13 protein-coding genes are annotated in these 18,636 nt (G+C 36.8%); 8 read left to right on the forward strand and 5 right to left on the reverse strand.

Annotation, left to right across the window (positions count from 1 at the left end):
* Window positions 1–91 precede the first annotated feature (91 nt).
* Window positions 92–910 (forward strand): hypothetical protein, encoded by an 819-nt coding sequence (locus ACE3RB_RS01950; protein WP_374462641.1) that lies wholly within the window; start codon window positions 92–94, stop codon window positions 908–910.
* 346 nt (window positions 911–1,256) lie between these two features.
* Here ACE3RB_RS01950 and ACE3RB_RS01955 read toward each other — a convergent pair whose 3' ends face one another.
* The 5 genes from ACE3RB_RS01955 to ACE3RB_RS01975 form a co-directional block, all read right to left on the reverse strand.
* Complete coding sequence (locus ACE3RB_RS01955) at window positions 1,257–3,434, reverse strand: radical SAM protein (protein WP_374462642.1); 2,178 nt, start codon at window positions 3,432–3,434, stop codon at window positions 1,257–1,259.
* Window positions 3,435–3,545: 111 nt separating this feature from the next.
* A complete protein-coding gene (locus ACE3RB_RS01960; protein ID WP_374462643.1) occupies window positions 3,546–4,307 on the reverse strand; it encodes a polymer-forming cytoskeletal protein in 762 nt (253 codons plus the stop codon).
* Window positions 4,308–4,511: 204 nt separating this feature from the next.
* On the reverse strand, window positions 4,512–5,390 hold the full coding sequence (locus tag ACE3RB_RS01965; protein WP_374462644.1) for a DMT family transporter: 879 nt from the start codon (window positions 5,388–5,390) through the stop codon (window positions 4,512–4,514).
* A gap of 67 nt (window positions 5,391–5,457) precedes the next feature.
* Window positions 5,458–6,729, reverse strand: coding sequence for an aminotransferase class I/II-fold pyridoxal phosphate-dependent enzyme (locus tag ACE3RB_RS01970; protein WP_374462809.1), 1,272 nt, complete (start codon window positions 6,727–6,729; stop codon window positions 5,458–5,460).
* 81 nt (window positions 6,730–6,810) lie between these two features.
* Window positions 6,811–7,848, reverse strand: a complete 1,038-nt coding sequence (locus ACE3RB_RS01975; protein ID WP_002979259.1) for a PLP-dependent cysteine synthase family protein — start codon at window positions 7,846–7,848, stop codon at window positions 6,811–6,813.
* A 222-nt stretch (window positions 7,849–8,070) separates the two neighbouring features.
* On the opposite strand from ACE3RB_RS01975, the gene ACE3RB_RS01980 reads away from it, so the two are divergent.
* The 7 genes from ACE3RB_RS01980 to ACE3RB_RS02010 all read left to right on the forward strand — a co-directional run bounded on the left by ACE3RB_RS01980 (window position 8,071) and on the right by ACE3RB_RS02010 (window position 18,548).
* Window positions 8,071–11,556, forward strand: a complete 3,486-nt coding sequence (locus ACE3RB_RS01980) for a DUF2723 domain-containing protein (RefSeq protein ID WP_374462645.1) — start codon at window positions 8,071–8,073, stop codon at window positions 11,554–11,556.
* A gap of 89 nt (window positions 11,557–11,645) precedes the next feature.
* Window positions 11,646–13,139 carry a hypothetical protein gene (locus tag ACE3RB_RS01985; protein ID WP_374462646.1) on the forward strand — a complete coding sequence of 498 codons (1,494 nt, stop codon included), beginning with the start codon at window positions 11,646–11,648 and terminating at the stop codon, window positions 13,137–13,139.
* A gap of 121 nt (window positions 13,140–13,260) precedes the next feature.
* Window positions 13,261–13,785, forward strand: coding sequence for a DUF1697 domain-containing protein (locus ACE3RB_RS01990; RefSeq protein WP_374462647.1), 525 nt, complete (start codon window positions 13,261–13,263; stop codon window positions 13,783–13,785).
* Between the two features lie 537 nt (window positions 13,786–14,322).
* On the forward strand, window positions 14,323–15,132 hold the full coding sequence (gene kdsA / locus ACE3RB_RS01995) for a 3-deoxy-8-phosphooctulonate synthase (protein ID WP_047429997.1): 810 nt from the start codon (window positions 14,323–14,325) through the stop codon (window positions 15,130–15,132).
* Between the two features lie 43 nt (window positions 15,133–15,175).
* Window positions 15,176–17,413: a TonB-dependent receptor plug domain-containing protein gene (locus ACE3RB_RS02000; RefSeq protein ID WP_374462648.1), complete on the forward strand. Its 2,238-nt coding sequence runs from the start codon at window positions 15,176–15,178 to the stop codon at window positions 17,411–17,413.
* A gap of 164 nt (window positions 17,414–17,577) precedes the next feature.
* Window positions 17,578–17,958, forward strand: a complete 381-nt coding sequence (locus ACE3RB_RS02005) for a hypothetical protein (protein ID WP_374462649.1) — start codon at window positions 17,578–17,580, stop codon at window positions 17,956–17,958.
* A gap of 116 nt (window positions 17,959–18,074) precedes the next feature.
* Window positions 18,075–18,548 (forward strand): DUF3347 domain-containing protein, encoded by a 474-nt coding sequence (locus ACE3RB_RS02010; RefSeq protein ID WP_374462650.1) that lies wholly within the window; start codon window positions 18,075–18,077, stop codon window positions 18,546–18,548.
* Window positions 18,549–18,636 lie beyond the last annotated feature (88 nt).

Below are 18,636 nucleotides of genomic sequence, written 5' to 3' on the forward strand. Positions count from 1 at the left end.
TTTGTGAATAATTAAATGAAAAGCTAAATATATTTTCAAGAAAGTGTAACTTTGTGTTACACTTTTTTTATTGATGTAAAAGTCTGATTCTATGAAGAAAAGTATAATCATATTCTTTACAGTTCTGAGTGTTTTCCTTCATGCTCAGAATATCAAAACCAAGAGGGGAATTATTAATATAGACGGCATTCCGGTGGCTAAGCTATCCAACAAATCCAGCGAATATACTTTTATGGATCTGAAGGAGACCCCGATATACACGATAAAGTTTATTGATAAAAGTATTGTTGATTCTGTACGTGACAGCTATATCAGTATCAACAGGGTATATAACAGGGATAAAACGATTGAAGTAGGCTATTCATCACCTTCTGCATTTTCCGGAGAAGAAAAATCTGCAGTTTTTACTTCAGTGAAAGATCTTAAAATTATTGATAACAAAGGCATTAATGTCAAAAATCTTGATGAGCTTTTTTCCAATGTTCCGAAAAGGAAGCTGGACGCTAAAACAAAAGATGCTTATGCGATCAGAAGGAAAATAGACAAGATGAATATTGAGGTCAATAAAGTAGGGGAGATTCTCAGCAATGGTGTTCCTGTAGGCTATTTTACCAATTTACCTGTAAGCTTCGGTTCAGAAGATACTATTATGGATAAAACCCCTATAGATATTGAGATCTATGATGCTAAGAGCAAGCTTATCGGAAGGTATATCACTACAACAAAACAGCTGAAAACAGCGGGAGGGAAGTCTTTTACAATCTATAGAGAAATGTCCGGCAGGGCTTCAATCCTGAAATTCCCAACTTATAAAGCATTGGCAGAGCGCATGGCTATTATGGATCCTAATTTTATTAAAGTTCAGGAAAAGGTATCTGTGGGTGCCGTATCAAAGGAGACTCCAAATTAAAACTCTGATTAAAAAAGAAAAATATTTTCATTTCAATAGGAACGGGCTTTAGCCCGTTTTTTTATTATGGATTAAATTCATTGACCACCCCGTCAAAAATTCTTTGAATTTTCGACACCCCTCCGGAGGAGGGGAATATTTTGCCGTTTTATTTATGGTAGTTAGAAATTTGGATTTGATTTCTTAGTTATGAAAAAGTAGAAGATTCTCTCTCAAAATTAAGATCTGTGTAAATCCGGGAAATCTGTGGGAGATTATAATTCAATAGAAGCAGGTGTTATTCGTTCAGAAAAAATTCACAAAAATTCCGCAATCTCAAAAATCCCTGAGAAAAAAGCGGAAAATTTTATAAACTCAAAATCACTCCGTTTTCCTTCAATTGCTGCATCGGTTTTGAGAACCAGAACAGTTCAAAATCATCAAAATTTTCTTCAAACTGATTCTTAAGTTGTTGAACTGTAGGTTTTTTAGAATTTTCAATCGCATTTTCTTCCAATACACTCATCAGCCATTCAGCTTTTTCCTGTTCCAGCTCAACCTTTACAATATTGGTTTTTAAATGGAATGTAAGCACGGAATATTTCTTTTTATTTTTTACGCGATTCTCAGCGATTACATTTTTCGTAGGAAAGACAACTTTAGAATTGGTCTTCAATTGAAACTGTCCATCTTCCAAAAGACAGTCGTGAATATAATCCGGATGAATGGTTGTTTTTGGAATCTTAAAATCAAACCATTCATGAAGTGGCAATTCAAAATTGACTCCATGCATATAATTGAACAGAGATTTTTTTAATCCGAAGCTAAACTTGTTATGATCGATTCCGGTTTTATCTTTAAAATCCACATCATTATTGGCAAACAGAATTTCCTGCTTTACGGGAACCACTCCAAAATCTTCCGGACTCATTCCAACAGGAGAATGTGCCGTCATAGCAAACTGATGCCAGAAACCACTTTGTAGAATTCCCATTTCGAACATCTGTCGAACCATTTCCAATGAATCAACAGTTTCCTGAACGGTTTGGGTAGGGTAGCCATACATCAGATAAGCATGAACCATAATTCCTGCTTCTGTAAAATTCCTGGTTACATTGGCAACCTGTTCCACAGAAACTCCTTTATCGATTAATTTCAGCAATCGGTCACTGGCCACTTCAAGCCCCCCGGAAACAGCAACACATCCTGAAAGTTTCAGGAGATAGCATAAATCGCGGGTAAAGCTTTTTTCAAAACGGATATTCGTCCACCAGGTAACCACCAGATTTCTTCGGAGGATTTCCAGAGCCACTTCTCTCATTAAAGCAGGTGGCGCCGCCTCATCCACAAAATGGAATCCTGTTTCGCCGGTTGTCCTGATCAGTTCTTCAATCCGGTCTACCAGAATTTTAGCAGAGATAGGTTCATAGATCTTGATATAGTCTAAAGAAATATCGCAGAAGGTACATTTCCCCCAATAACATCCATGTGCCATCGTCAGTTTATTCCACCTTCCGTCGCTCCATAAACTGTGCATGGGGTTGGCGATTTCGATAACGGAAATATACTGGTCCAGTTTTAAATCTGTATAATCTGGAGTTCCTATTTCAGACTGTTTGAAATCATGTCTTTTAGAATTGTTCTTATAGACAACTACATTATTTTCGAGTAGAAAAGTTCTTTTAAATTCACCTTCTTCCGCAGGGGTTCCTAAATTCTGATGAAGTAATTCCAAGGGAAGTTCACCGTCATCTAAAGTAATAAAATCAAAAAACTCGAAGACTCTCTGGTCTTTAACTTCTCTTAATTCTGTATTGGGAAAACCTCCTCCCATTGCAATTTTAATGTGAGGGTAATGCTTTTTGATCCATTGTGCACATTTGAAACCTGAATACAGATTACCCGGAAACGGTATTGAAAAACAAACCAGCTTCGGCTGTATGGTTTCGATTTTTTCCTGAAGAATTTTTAAAGTAAACTCATCAATAAAGGTGGGTCCACCTGATAACTTAGAATATAATTCATCAAATGAATTGGCACTTTTTCCAAGACGTTCGGCATATCTGCTGAAACCAAAATCAGCATCGATATTTTCTACAATATAATCGGAAATATCTTCTAAATAGAGCGTTGCCAAATGTTTGGCTTTATCCTGAAGTCCCATATTTCCAAAAGCAAATTCCATATTATCCAGCTGGTTGAAGCGGGAAGCTTCGGGAAGAAAGTTCATGCTGCAGATCTGCCTTGCCAATGTTGGTGTTTTTCCCTGCAAAAAAGGAATCACCTGCTCTATTGTTTTTAAATATTCTTCTCTTAAAGCATAAATTCTCTGGGAGTTTTCAGAGGTATTCTGAAGATCAATCTTTTTATTGAAAACCTTCTGAATTCCGTCTTTTGAAAATAATTCCAAAATAACATCAATCCCCAGGTCTACCTGATAGCTGGAAATATTTTTGGTATTTAAAAACCCTTTAATATAAGCCGTTGCAGGATAAGGAGTATTAAGTTGGGTAAAAGGCGGAGTTATAAGAAGCAGGTCTTTCAACAGAAATTTTTTGCAAAGTTATTCCAAAGTTTTTTTAGAAAAAAATTTTTCCCCCTGATTATAAACAGTGAGGAAAAGTCTTTAGAGTTTCAGCTTATTGCAATTTCTGTCTCAAAACAAATCAGCAGGCTTAATAAATAAATTATCCGGAGCATTATTTTCAATAAAACTTAAAAAAGCATCTTCATCGAAATATCCGTCCTGATCAAGAATTGCAGGATTCAGCAATGCCATTTCACTGGGTTTTTCAAGGCTGATATTCTCAATGAATTTTCCGGTTTTCCCGGTTATTTCATTATGAAAACTGATTAAATATCTGGAATAGATACTTCCTTCAGCCACCGTGTAATGTCCGTTTTCTGCAATGAGAGAGGTCATAATGCTGCCTCCGGTATAGGTTTCATTATCATTGCCGGATGCTCCGAACAATACTTTGGCAGTAACGGTTCCTGAACAATATAAAGAACCGTTGATGATTATATTTTCTGCCTTTATATTACCGGTTACAATAAGAACAATATAGTCTTCAACATATAGTCTTCCGGATAAATGAAGATCACCTTCTATGAGAACAATTTTATATCCTTCGCCTTCCTGGGTAACCAGTTCGAGAGAAGTATTGTTTTCACTTTCTGTAAGGATAATTTCAGGGACATCATTTTCATGATTGGTTTCCAGAGAGGCTTCTCTTATTTTCTCTGCAATTTCATCATCCAGCATTTCAAGAAATTCAGCAAGACTTTCTTCATCTAAAGGACTTTCATTGAAAAAGTTGTTTTCAAGAGCTTCATGGGTGATATTGTATAAGTTTTCTGAGTTTGCTTTAATTCTATTATATAATTGATCTTTAGTAAGTTTCTGCAATTCTTTCATAGGCTTTTATAATCAATGCATTTATCTGTTATAAAAGGGGAACACCTATCAATAGACACCTGCAATATAGTCAGATAAATTTTGTTATGCCAGAGCCCATAATGGATTGTTGAATTTTTTTTTCAATCAGATCAATAGATATGTATGGTTACTTTTTAATTAAATTGGTGTGATCTTATTGATATCATTTCAGGATAACATAATCTAGGCATGATTCAGTTTTTTACGATCTGTAATTACATTTAAAGTAACTCCTAACAAGATCAGTGTAATCCCGACCAATAAGTTATTGGTGAATTTTTCATGAAACATCAGGACGCTTACCAATACAGCTACTACCGGTTCCAGCGCACCCAGAATAGCGACAGGAGTAGAGCCGATATATTTGATAGCATACACCAGACAAAGACTGGAGATTACTGTGGTAAGAAATGCAAAAATAAGGAAGTTAATGAAAATCTCAGCTGAAGGAATAGCGAAGGACGCATGAGCGATTGCAGCTTTGCTCATAAAGAACATGGAGGTGAAAAGCATGGAATAGAAGGTGAGCTTAAACCCGGAAACTTTAATATTTGATTTATTGACAATAACCATATATAAAGCATAGAACAGCGAACTGAGCATCACAATTCCCAATCCTGTAAAATTGATTTCCAGCCCGTTTCCTTTCATACATAAAACAATAACCCCGGCAAAAGCAAGAAGTAAAGAAACTATGGATAATCCTGTAAGCTTTTCTTTATAGAAGAAAAACATCAGCAGTGCAACAATAACAGGATAAATAAATAAAACGGTAGAGGCAATTCCCGGAGTAAGGAAATCATATCCTAAAAACAGAAATTCTGAAGAAAGGGCATAGCAGATACCAAGGATGGCCAGAATTAAAGTTTCCTTTCTATTAATTTTAAAGCTTTCTCCGGAATACAGCAGATATCCTCCCACCATTAAAGCCGAAAAGAAAAATCTGTAAAACAGCGTAATATCCATTGAAAAGTGCGCCTGTTTGACAGGCAGGATAAAAATCGGAATCAGGCCATAAGAAACAGCCGACAGAATTCCCAGTGTGTAACCTCTAAGTTTCATGTGCTTTTATAGTTATTAAACAAAAAAGCCACTGAATCAATCAGTGGCTTTCTTTTATTTTGATGAATTAAATCGGTTTAAAACTTAATCCTTGTTCCTGCAGTAATTTTTGTTCCTGCTCTTTGTAGTAGCCACCTACCTGTTTATCATGAATAGCTTCAAATGCTGCCAGAGTTTCATTAATCTCTGCATCTGTATGAGAAGCGGTAGGAATAAGTCTTAAAAGAATCATTCCCTTCGGAATGACCGGATATACTACCACAGAAGTGAAGATACCATAATTCTCCCTTAAATCTTTTACCAATAGAGTAGCTTCTACCGGAGTACCCTGCATCATTACCGGAGTTACACAGGTATTGGTATCTCCAATATTGAATCCTCTTTCTTTAAGTCCGTTCTGTAGTTTATAAACATTCTCCCAAAGCTTGGCTTTGATCTCAGGTCTTGATCTTAATAGTTCCAGTCTTTTCAAACCTCCGATAACCATTGGCATCGTAAGAGATTTTGCGAAGATTTGCGATCTCAGGTTGAATTTCAGATATCTGATAATTTCTTTGTCACCCGCAAGGAATGCCCCGAAACCAGCCATAGATTTGGCAAAAGTAGAGAAATACACATCAATCTGATCGTTACAATCCTGCTCTTCACCCACACCGGCACCTGTTTTACCAAGTGTTCCGAAACCATGGGCATCATCTACCAATAATCTGAACTGGTATTTTGATTTAAGATCGCAGATCTCTTTGATTTTCCCTTGCTGGCCTCTCATCCCGAAAACACCTTCTGTAATCACAAGGATACCACCTCCTGTTTCCTCAGCTACCTTGGTTGCTCTCTGAAGGTTTTTCTCAAGACTCGCCATATCGTTGTGCTTGTAGGTAAATCTTTTACCGGAATGAAGTCTTACCCCATCCACGATGCAGGCATGAGAATCCATATCATAAACAATTACATCATTTCTGCTTACCAGGGCATCAATAGTAGAAACCATTCCCTGATAACCGAAATTCAGTAAATATGCTGATTCTTTTTTTACGAAGTCTGCCAATTCCCTTTCCAGTTGAAGGTGCTGGTCTGTTTCTCCGGACATTGCTCTTGCTCCCATTGGATAGAACATCCCATATTCAGCAGCTGCTTTTGCATCCGCTTCAATTACTTCAGGGTGATTACACAGCCCTAAGTAGTCATTGGCACTCCAGAAAATTACTTCTCTACCCTGAAACTGCATTCTAGGGCCGATAGGTCCCTCTAATCTAGGGAAAATAAAATAGCCTTCACCATAATCTGCAAATTGTCCAAGTGGTCCTGGATTTTCTTTTATTCTTTCAAAAATATCCAACATTGTATCGTAATTTTTAAGTAAAAAAGCCTTTTTTGTCAGAACGCAAAAGGCTTTATTGTATCGTGATTTTATTCGTTCTTATTTGATAAACTCAGTTTTGAAAACTTCGTCATAGTTGTGAACACAGTTGTTTACGAATCCCTGTTCAGCCATCCATTTATCACTGTAAACTTTAGTGATATATCTTGAGCCATGGTCAGGATATATTAAAACAACCAGGTCGTTTTCTGTAAGTTCATGAGACTGGGCATACTGCATCAGTCCCTGTGTTACAGCTCCGGTAGTATAGCCTCCCATGATCGCTTCTTTCAAAGCAATTTCGCGGGTTCTGTACGCGGACATTTCATCATTTACCCTTACAAACTCATCCACCTTGTCGAAAAGCAGGGCAGAAGGGATCAGGTTTTTACCCATTCCCTCGATCTGATAAGGATGTACATCTTCTTTGTGAATTTCTCCTGTTTCGTGATAGCTCTTCAGAATAGAACCGTCAGCATCTACTCCGATGATCTTGATGTCCGGATTTTTTTCTTTCAGAAACTTCGCTGAACCTGATAATGTTCCACCAGTTCCTGTACAGGCAAAAAGGTGAGTGATCTTACCTTGTGTCTGTTCCCAGATCTCAGGACCTGTCGTCTGGTAATGTGCATCAATATTAAGCTCGTTAAAATATTGATTGATGTAAATAGAATTAGGAGTTTCCTTAGCGATTCTTTTAGCTACTTCATAATATGATCTCGGATCATCTGCCGGTACATTGGCCGGACATATATACACCGTGGCTCCCAGTGCCTTCAGGTAAGCAATTTTTTCGGGTTTTGTTTTATCACTTACTGCAAGAATACATTTATATCCCTTAATGATACATACCATCGCAATAGAAAACCCGGTATTACCGGAAGTAGTTTCTACAACTACAGAATCTTCTTTTAAAAGGCCTTTTTTCTCTGCGTTCTCTATAATATGAAGTGCGATTCGGTCTTTGGTGGAATGTCCAGGATTATATGATTCTAACTTGGCATAAACGGTTGCTGGAATATCTTTTGTAACAGTATTTAGCTTCACCATAGGAGTATGTCCTATCAGGCCAAGGATATTATCGTAAACATTACTCATTATTTGTTATTTTCAATAAAAATCTGACTACAAAAATACAAAAAAATAAATAATTACTAAACTTTTGTTTGATTTCTAGGGCATAGTTTGTAAAAAATTATTTTCGTATTTTCAGTTTTGACACGAGTGTAATCGCAAATACTACGCCAAAATTTTTAAATTTTGTTAAAACCCGCATAAAATAAGATAAAAGCCTTATTTTCGCATAATTGATTTAATACTATGAAAAATTGGACTTTTAGGCAATGGAACACCGTCTCAGGATGGGTGATTTTCGTCATTGCGTTTTTCACGTACTTGTCCACCATAGAACCCAATTTCAGTTTCTGGGATTGTGGCGAGTACATTTCTTCTGCAGTAAAACTTGAAGTAACGCATGCTCCCGGAGCTGCTTTATTCCAGATAGTGGGTGCCGTGGCAGCCATTTTTGCATTAGGGAAAGGCGAAAATTACTCCATCGTGATCAACGCGATGTCTGCATTGTTCAGTGCGCTGACTATTTTATTTTTGTTCTGGACGATCACTCATTTTGTGAGAAGACTTTTAAACAAAGATTTTGAAGAAATTACGAAACATCAGGAAATCTCTATTTTATTTGCCGGAGCGGTAGGAGCACTTTGCTTTACGTTCTCAGATACTTTCTGGTTCTCAGCAGTAGAAGGAGAGGTTTATTCTATGGCTTCTATGTTTATCGCGCTTTTGGTCTGGTTAATCACCAAATGGGAGAATGAGTATAAAGCAGGAGACAGTGAAAGATGGATTATTCTTATTTTCTTCGTTTTAGGACTTTCTGTGGGAGTGCATATGATGTGTATGCTGGCAATCCCTGCAGTATGTCTGGTATATTATGCAAGGAATTATAAGTTTACCTGGAAAAACTTTATCTGGGCAAACCTTATCACACTGGGAATTTTGATTATTGTTTTCAAAATTATTTTCCCTCTGATTATGACAATGTTCGGAAGACTTGAGATTTTCTTCGTGAATGGTCTTGGACTTCCTTTCCACTCCGGAACAATCGCGGCTTTTGTTTTGATGGTAGCAATCTGCTATTTCTTAATCAAGTATGCAAGAAAAGCAAAAAGAAAGATCTATCAGACGGGTGCACTATCTGTAGTTTTCATGATGATCGGGTTCTCCTGCTGGATGGTTATTCCAATCAGAGCGAATGCTAACCCGCCGATGAACCTTAATGATCCTGACACTGCAATTGGTATGCTGGATTATTATAACAGAGAGCAGTACGGTGACTGGCCAACAATCTACGGGCAGAATTATACTGCATTCCTCGATGCTAACGGAATTGAGAAAAACGAGGATGGAAGCTTCAAGACACAAAAAACCGGTGAAATCTACGAAAAAGATGAAAAAACCGGAACGTACAGAAAGACCGGAGACCGTTTCAATTATGTATTCAGCAAATCTCAGGTAAGCTTAATGCCGAGAATGTTCAACGAAGATAAGGATGTAATGGCGAACTATATTTCTATGTATGGTGCTCCTGATTTTACATTCAATTATGCTAACGAAGATGTGGCAGACAATCCGCAGGCTAAACAGATCTTTGATGAACTGAGAGCAAAATATGAAGATAAATCGATTACCGCTTCAGATTATCTGAAGGTAAAACCTTATAATCTGATCAATGTTCAGAAGCCTTCGTTCCTTCAGAATATGGATTATTTCATCACTTTCCAGAACGGATATTACTTTGTAAGATACCTGATGTGGAACTTTGTAGGAAGACAGAATGACCTTGAAGGAAACATGGAAAGTACAAAAGGAAATTGGATTTCCGGAATTCCTTTTATCGATAATGCTGTGGTAGGAAACCAGGATAAAATGCCTGCTAAATTCAAGAATGAAAGTACAGTGAAATTCTTCTTCCTTCCATTAATTTTAGGTTTGATCGGATTCTTCTTCCAATTAAACAGGGACTTCGGAAGATTCTATGCATTATTATCTTTATTCATTTTAACAAGTGTAGGAATTATCTTCTATACAGGAGTAAAGCCTTTCGAGCCGAGAGAAAGAGACTATGCAATGGTAGGTTCATTCTACGCATTTGCCATCTGGATCGGTATGGGCGCCGGAGCGATTTTGTGGTTCCTGCAGTCTAAAGTAAAATCAAACGGAGCCAATATTGCTCTGGGAGTGGTTTTATTAGGAGTACCTTTCATGATGGGCTTCCAGAACTACAACGTTCATGACAGAAGCAACCGATATACAGCGTATGATTATGCGTATTCCGTTTTAAAATCATTACCGAAAAACGATATCCTTTTCGTGTACGGTGATAACGATACTTACCCGGTTTGGGCAATCCAGGAAACAGAAAGATTCAGAGACGATGTGAAGGTGGTTAACTTTACCCTTGCTTCAACTCCATGGAACCTTGACCAGATCAAAAGGAGAACTTACAACGCTATGGGAATTCCCAGCCAGTTGACTCACGAAGATTACAGAGATGGGGTAAACGACCAGATCTATATGATGAAGAAAGAAGATTGGGAAGGTGTGTTCTCTATGCTGAAAGAGCAGGGAGCTCCTGAAACTGAATTCCAGTCTTTCAGAAAATACCTTACTCAGGATTCTTTAACACTGAAACAGGCGATTGAATTCATTAAATTTAAATCTCCTGAAAAAGATGAATTGTTGAAAATGTATTTCGGAGAAGAGAAATTTGAGAAGTACAATATCCTTCCGGTAAACAAATTCATCCTTCCTGTTAATAAAGAAAATGCTTTAAAGTCGGGAATCATCAACAAAGAAGATCTTCCTAATGTTGCTAATCAGATTATGATTACTTACAAAGGAAATACATTGTATAAAAACAACCTGATTTTGATGGATCTTTTAGCCAACTTCGACTGGAAGCGTCCTATCAACTTCTCATCAGGAGGTATTTATGACAGTGAGAATATTTTCTATCTGAACGATTATCTTCAGTTTGACGGATTCAGTTACAGATTAATTCCAATCCAAACGCCTCCGACGGCTGATGGAGATATGGGAAGAGTAGATGCCAATTCTCTTTATAACGTAGTGAAAAACTTCAGATGGGGGAACTTTAAAAATTTAAATGCTCACTTTGATGAAACGGCAACTTCCAATATCATCAGCTACAGAATGTCAGCGAGTAGAGCCGCAGCAGCTCTTGCATTAAGCGGACAGAAAGCTAAAGCACTGGAAATTCTGGATCTTGCAGCAAAAGAAATTCCGGCAGAGAAATATAATGACCCTCGTTCATTAAGTTCAATTGTTTCAGGATACATCATTGCAGGGCAGGAGCAGAAAGGTCTTCAGATTGCAGAAGTACTTAAAAAAGGAATCTTTGAAGAGTATGATTACTATTTAAGCCTTTCCAAAGCAGACCAAAGCTACCTGAGAAGACAAATGAGAACAAAACCTATGGAATATTCTCTTGTTGTTTCTGCAGTAACAGATGCTTACACGAAAATAGGACAGAAAGAAAAAGCATATGCTTATCTTGTAAAATCTATAGAGCCGATTGATAAGAAGTTCAATGTATTTATCAAAGACCTTCAGGAAATGGGCAGAGATAAGGCGATGAAGGAATCTGAAAATGTACAGCAGATCACGCCATTCTATCAATATTTATTTGATGTGATGGAGCCTTATGATTCTACGTATTCAAAAGAAAAAGAAAGTCAGATTACGAACGCGATTATCAAAGCGACAAAATAAAAATACTTTAAAACGGAACTTCGGTTCCGTTTTTTTATTATTGGGAATCCTGAATATTAAGATTATATTTGTGAAACTAAAAATACATAATGGCTGAAACAAATAATAGCAGGTTCCCCATCTATGCCGTAATTGCTACAGTTGCTTTTAAACTTCTTTTTTTATTGACACACTATATCCAGGAAGATGCATTTATCACCTGGAGAGTAGCTCAGAATCTGCTGGACTACGGTGTGATCGGGTTCAATGGAGATACTAAAATCTCTGCATCTACAACACATCTGTATGTTTTTGTATCTTATCTTTTCAATCTTGTTTTTGGAAAAGAGAACTTTATTGAGCCTCTTTTGATTTTTAATTCCTTATTGTTTACCATAGGAACTTTATTGCTTTCTCATCTGGTTCTTAAAAATCCATGGCATAAAGCGATCTTCATATTTCTGATCGGTATTTTACCTCCGGCTATTAAAATCTCAATTCTCGGAATGGAGTACGGAATTCTGTTCTTTCTTGAAATGTCATTGCTATACTATGGTTTCCACAAAGGAAAAAAATGGGTATTGACACTCCTTCCGGTTTTAATTATGTTTACAAGAATCGATACGGTAATATTCCTGGGAATTGTATTTCTGGTAGATGTATTCTGGAACAGAAAAATCAGATGGAATTATATTTTTGGTGGAATTCTGGGCGTTTTATCAACAGTAGCTTTTAACTGGTTTTACTTTGGTGAGCTGGTGAACAATACCATTACTGCAAAAAAGCTTCTTTATAGTGAAGACCTTACAATCCAGCAGCATATCGGCTACTTTTTTAAGAGTTTCGGAAACTTCTGGGGAATGCTGAAAGTTCCCGGAGATTTTAATCCTGTCACCATCGTTGTATTGATCTTTGAACTGCTTTGCTTTGTTTATCTGATCAGACAGAGAGAGAAAAGAAACTACTTTTTGTGGATGATCTTTATCTTCGGATGGGTAAAACAAATCATCTTTATTTCTCAAAAAAGTTTATTTGACTGGTATTACTGGGTTCCGCAGATTTTACTTTTCGTACCCGTTCTTATTTTTGTACTGGAACAGAAAGAGAGAAGAAATCTTTGGCTGTCATTATTGATTATATTCTACATTTTCCCGATGCTTGTTTTTCAAACCGTTCATTCTATTGCAACAGGAAACGGGGAATGGAATTACCGAAGAACCATTGGTACTTTTTTAAATCAATATGAAAAAGACAAAAATCAGTGGATCCTGCTTGAGCCGGCTGGGTATGTTCCTTATTTTTCAGGATTAAAAACGATAGATGAGGTGGGATTGGTAGATAAACAGATTCAGGAGGAAATTAAAAAAGATAAAGTAAATTACTGGATCAACACGGTAAAAACAAGAAAACCGAAATATCTTCTTTCCTACAAAAACCTGTATGAAGGGAATGATGCGAATTCAGTCTATTATCAGACCCATTATAAACTTTTAAAAGAATTCAGGGTTAAAGATCATCTGAAAAGCGATAATAAGATTTTAGAAAAAATTTACCATCTGAAACCTTCCGGTACAGACTATAATTTGTACATTCGGGTTGATTAAAAGATTGAAATATTTAAGCATTTAAAGATTAAAAATAAAGAGTCTTCATAACTTTTTTACCCTCAAACCCTCAAACTTAAAACCTGCAACCTATTATCTAATCCCTAATCCCTAAAGAAAAATGAAATACTGTGCTTTTCTCCGCGGCGTCAACGTAAAAGGAACGAATATGAAAATGGCGGATGTCTGCCAGGTCTTTAAAAATGCCGGTATGATTGAGGTGAGCTCAATACTGGCGTCCGGAAATATTGTGTTTTCTTCCGATAAAAACAGTGATGAATTAAAGACAATTCTGGAAAAAGCAATGTCAGAGCATTTTTCTTATGAAGCATTTTTGTTTGTGAAATCTCAGGAGGAAACGGAAGTTTTGTGGAACAGTATTCCTTTTGAAAAGAATGATATATTTCACATTTATGGCTTTGTAGGAATTCCAGGTGTGGAAAAGGTTCTGATGGAGGAGTTTCAGAAAGCAGCTCAGGCGGAAAATGAAAAAGCAGCGATTGTTAATGGTATATTTTACTGGCAGGTTCCAAAAGGAAATACCCTGGATTCTACCTTTGGGAAAGTACTGGGTAAAAAGAACCTTAAAGATCAGTTTACAAGCAGGAATGTGAATACTTTTGAAAAGATTTTGAAGAAATTCTAATAAAATCATCACAGAAGTTTCGACAGGCTCAGCATGACATCGCTAAAAAATAACGTTAATGTAATGTGGCTTCGACGTAGGTGTTTGTACGTTGATGGTTTATACTTTTATATTATAATTTTCACATTAATAAAACAGCTAGTATTAGAGTCGTCATGCTGAGCTTGTCGAAGCATCCATCATTTCATAACCAGAAATTCAGGATTCTTTTGATTACCATATGTCTAGTAAAGTACACGTTAATAAAAACAGCTAGTATTAGAGTTGTCATGCTGAGCTTGTCGAAGCATCTATCAATTCATAATCAGAAACCAATATTCTTTTGATTACCATATTGTCTATTGTAAGGTAGACGTTAATAAAAACAGCTAGTATTAGAGTTGTCATGCTGAGCCTGTCGAAGCATCTATCAATTTAATAATCAAAAATCCAAAAGAGCTAAAAACTATTGCCGTGATAGCCTGTTAAACCAACCAAATAATTTCCATTTGTGAAACTTTCTCAGTATTTTTACTGAACTTTTTAATGACAACAAAAATGATTCAGTATTTAGATAATATTTCGCACAAAGATTCAAAAAACTTTTTCCTTATTGCCGGACCTTGTATTATTGAAGGGGAAGATATGGCACTAAGAATTGCTGAAAAAGTAATCAGCATCACGGATAAATACAATATTCCATACATTTTCAAGGGAAGTTTTAAAAAAGCAAACAGAAGCCGTGTAGATTCTTTCACAACCATTGGGGAAGAAAAATCTCTTGAAATCCTAAAAAAAGTAGGAGAGACCTTTAATATTCCTACTACAACAGATATTCATGAGAATGAACATGCGGCGCTGGCAGCACAATATGTAGATGTTCTACAGATTCCTGCATTCCTTGTTCGTCAGACCGATTTATTGATCGCAGCGGCAAAAACAGGAAAATGTGTTACCCTTAAAAAAGGACAGTTCCTTTCGCCGGAAGCGATGAAGTTTGCCGTTCAGAAAGTGACAGATTCCGATAACCAGAAAGTAGCCATTATTGAAAGAGGAAATTCCTTCGGGTATACAGACCTTATCGTGGATTACAGAGGAATTCCTACCATGAGAGAATATGCTCCTGTTATTCTGGATGTTACCCATTCCTTACAGCAGCCTAACCAAAACTCAGGGGTTACAGGAGGAAGACCGGACCTTATTGAAACGGTTGCCAAAGCAGGAATTGCAGTAGGGGCAGACGGTATTTTCATCGAAACACATCCTACACCGGAAACCGCATTATCTGATGGCGCCAATATGTTAAGATTAGATTTATTAGAAGATTTGTTACAAAAATTGACAAGAATTAGAGAATCGATTTTGTAATTGTTAAAAAAACATTAATTTTAGAAATTCTAAAACATTTCTTTTGAAAAAACTAGTTTTACCGCTAAGCCTTATGGTCCCTGTATTGTTTTTCTCCCAACAAAGGAAAAAAGATACAGCGACCACTAAAGTGACCGATATAGAGGAAGTTGTCTTCCAAAAAAAAGCAACAGGAAGAACAAACGACCTTACCAATGTAAGAATTTCAGCAAAAGAAGCAAAATCTGTAGCTTCTATTAATGGTGGGATTGAAGGACTGCTTAAGACCTTACCTTCTGTAAACTCCAATACCGAGCTGTCTTCCCAATATATGGTTCGTGGCGGGAACTATGATGAAAACCTTATCTACATTAATGATATCGAAATATACAGACCTTTCCTGATCAGAAACTCACAGCAGGAAGGGATGAGTATCATTAATCCGGATATGGTTTCCACAGTGAATTTCTCTGCAGGAGGGTTTGAAGCCAAGTATGGTGATAAAATGTCTTCTGCTTTAAATATCTATTACCGGGAACCTGAAAAATTTGAAGTTTCAGGAGAGGCCAGTTTAATTGGAGGCAGGCTGACAACAGGTTTGGCTTCCAAAAATAAAAAATTTACAGCCTTATTTTCCGGAAGGTACAGAAATACCAATCTTGTTCTTAACACTCTGAAGGAAGATACAGACTTTAATCCAACCTATTGGGATTTCCAGTCTTATCTGAATTATCATGTCAGTGACAAATTCTCCATGTCATTCATCGGATATTATTCCAAGAATGATTTTGAGATGATTCCCAGAGCAAAAAGTGTTACATTCGGAAGCCTTCAGCAGCCTATAACCGTGGATATAGGATATGCGGGTAAAGAAAATGACCAGTACAAAAACATGATGGGAACATTCTCCATGAACTATAAGCCGGCAGATAAATGGAAACTTACACTGGATGCTTTTGCTTATCAGAACAGAGAAAGAGAATATTACACCATACAGTCAGCATACGAGCTTCAGACTTTTGATCCTGTGACGCAGCAGCCTGTAACATCGTTTGATGTGGGCGGACAGATAGAACATGCAAGAAATGATTTGTTTGTAAGAACCTACGGAACCCAGTTCAGGGCTAAATTTTCTCCCAATGTAAATACCGACTTTGAGGTTGGATTTAAATATGAAAAAGAAAACCTGAAAGATCTTACCAATGAGTGGAAATTGGTAGATTCCGCAGGATACAGCCTTCCAAGACCGGAAATTATTGATCCGAGAACCGGAACAACAGGAGATCTTAAGCTTGCTTATTATATTGCCGGACAAAACAATATTGAGCCAACAAGACTTTCCGCATACGCACAGTATTCACAAAAGTTCTATTGGGGAGCCAGTAAGGTATTTGTGAATGCCGGAGTACGTGTTGCTAACTGGAGTTTCAATAAAGAAACGATATTCTCTCCAAGAGCACAGTTTGCGATAAAGCCTGATTGGGACAGTGATATGCTGTTCAAAATTTCAGGGGGAATCTACTATCAGGCTCCTTTCTATAAAGAAATTAAAGATTTGGATGGTAATTTTAATTCTGATATAAAATCGCAGCGTTCTATACAGGTTATTCTTGCCAATGATTATGAGTTCCAGATGTATGACAGACCATTTAAACTGACTACGGAACTTTATTATAAGAAAATGGATAACCTGATCCCATATTATATGGATAATGTAAGAATCCGGTATTCCGGGCAGAATAATTCCAAAGGATATGCGTATGGTATTGATACGAGATTATTCGGAGAATTTGTGCCAGGTGTAGATTCATGGTTATCCGCGAGTTATGCGAGGGTGTATGAAAATATAGATGGAAGAGGAGATATTCCGAGACCTACAGATCAGAGGTTGAGGTTTGCCATGTTCTATCAGGATTATATGCCAAGCTTCCCCTCAATGCGTGTGAATCTTACCTTAGTTTATGCGATGGGATTACCTACAGGAGCTCCTGTCATGTTCAACAGTAACGGACAGCCGGACTTTGGTTCAGCGTATAATTATCAGCAGACTCTTCCTTCTTACAAAAGGGTAGACCTAGGGTTAACGAAGGTATTTATCGATCCGAAAGAAAAAAATAAGAGATCAGGATTCTGGGGTAATTTCGAGGAGCTGACATTAGGAGTTCAGGTTTTCAACGCATTCAACATCAACAATACTGTTGCAAACCAATGGATTACAGACTATAACAGTAATTATATGTATCCCGTTCCGGTACGTCTTACAGGGCGTTTCTTTAATGTGAAACTGGAATTCAAGCTATAAAAGACGAAGGATGAGGTTGATATTAAATATAATCTCCCAGAAAAAATAAAAATAGAAAAGCTTTCGAAGAAAATTCGGAGGCTTTTTTATTTCCCGAATTTTATAACAACATTACCAAATTTTATAACAATGGTGTCACAGATATTTTTAACTTTGTCCTACCAATGAAAAAGATTCTTGCCATATTGTTTTCTATTTTCTACTTCGGGTTTTCCTCCGGAGCGGCATTTAGCATTCATTATTGCATGAAAGAATTTGTTTCTGTAAGCCAGAAAACGGATGGTATCTGTGCAAAATGCGGTGTTAAAGACAAAAAAGGATGCTGCAAAACAGAAATTAAAGTAGTAAAAGTAGATGATTCCCAGAGATCAGATCTGCTTAAAATTGATTTTTTAGGTCAGATTTCAGAAATTCCGGTGAAACATCAGTTTGCTGTTATTGATAAATCTTTTTCAGCAACCAAATTTACCCAGATCCAGATTAATGCACCGCCTGAATACCGGCCGGTACCTATCTACATCAATCATTGTAATTTTAGAATTTAGAATCCGTCAGTCGTTTCCGGTATCATCAATTGTATACCGTTACGGGCGACATGTCCTGACGCATTTACTGATGCGTTATCCATTCTTATTAAAAGTTAATTCTAAAATTTAAAACAATGAAAAAATATATCATCACAGCAGCCTTATCTTTATTCTCAATTATTTCAGTAGCAGCCCAATCTAAAAAGGATGCTCAGGTCTCTAAGCTGTATCAGAACTATATCGCTATCAAATCAGCTTTGGCTACAGATGACGCAGATAAAACATCAAAAGCAGCAAACGAATTTATTAAAACAGCTTCAGCCATAGACTATAAAGTTGTATCTGAAGGAAATCTTAATATTCTCAGAAAAGACGCCTCTGTTATTTCTGAAGCAAGAACCGTTGCAGCACAAAGAGAAACTTTTTTCAACCTTTCAGACAATATGATTGCTTTGACCAAAGAGTTTAAGCTTTCTGAAAAGCCCGTATATGTACAATACTGCCCAATGGCAGATGGAAGCTGGTTAAGCGATGAAAAACAGATTGCTAATCCATATTATGGGAAATCTATGCTTACTTGCGGGAGTGTAAAGTCAGAAATTAATTAATTCTTGTATTGTTCTTAAAAACAATAAGTTGTATAGCTTGATTTATAATTAAATTTAAGCTATGCAGCTTCTAAAAGTTCGAAATGTT

This window comes from Chryseobacterium sp., from assembly GCF_041914225.1.
Lineage (GTDB): Bacteria > Bacteroidota > Bacteroidia > Flavobacteriales > Weeksellaceae > Chryseobacterium.

Excerpts from the sequence above, each read along its gene's own strand:
- ACE3RB_RS01950 (WP_374462641.1), top strand. The coding sequence starts at position 92 with ATGAAGAAAAGTATAATCATATTCTTTACAGTTCTGAGTGTTTTCCTT.
- ACE3RB_RS01960 (WP_374462643.1), bottom strand. The coding sequence starts at position 4,307 with ATGAAAGAATTGCAGAAACTTACTAAAGATCAATTATATAATAGAATT.
- ACE3RB_RS01965 (WP_374462644.1), bottom strand. The coding sequence starts at position 5,390 with ATGAAACTTAGAGGTTACACACTGGGAATTCTGTCGGCTGTTTCTTAT.
- ACE3RB_RS01975 (WP_002979259.1), bottom strand. The coding sequence starts at position 7,848 with ATGAGTAATGTTTACGATAATATCCTTGGCCTGATAGGACATACTCCT.
- ACE3RB_RS01980 (WP_374462645.1), top strand. The coding sequence starts at position 8,071 with ATGAAAAATTGGACTTTTAGGCAATGGAACACCGTCTCAGGATGGGTG.
- ACE3RB_RS01985 (WP_374462646.1), top strand. The coding sequence starts at position 11,646 with ATGGCTGAAACAAATAATAGCAGGTTCCCCATCTATGCCGTAATTGCT.
- ACE3RB_RS01990 (WP_374462647.1), top strand. The coding sequence starts at position 13,261 with ATGAAATACTGTGCTTTTCTCCGCGGCGTCAACGTAAAAGGAACGAAT.
- kdsA (WP_047429997.1), top strand. The coding sequence starts at position 14,323 with ATGATTCAGTATTTAGATAATATTTCGCACAAAGATTCAAAAAACTTT.
- ACE3RB_RS02005 (WP_374462649.1), top strand. The coding sequence starts at position 17,578 with ATGAAAAAGATTCTTGCCATATTGTTTTCTATTTTCTACTTCGGGTTT.
- ACE3RB_RS02010 (WP_374462650.1), top strand. The coding sequence starts at position 18,075 with ATGAAAAAATATATCATCACAGCAGCCTTATCTTTATTCTCAATTATT.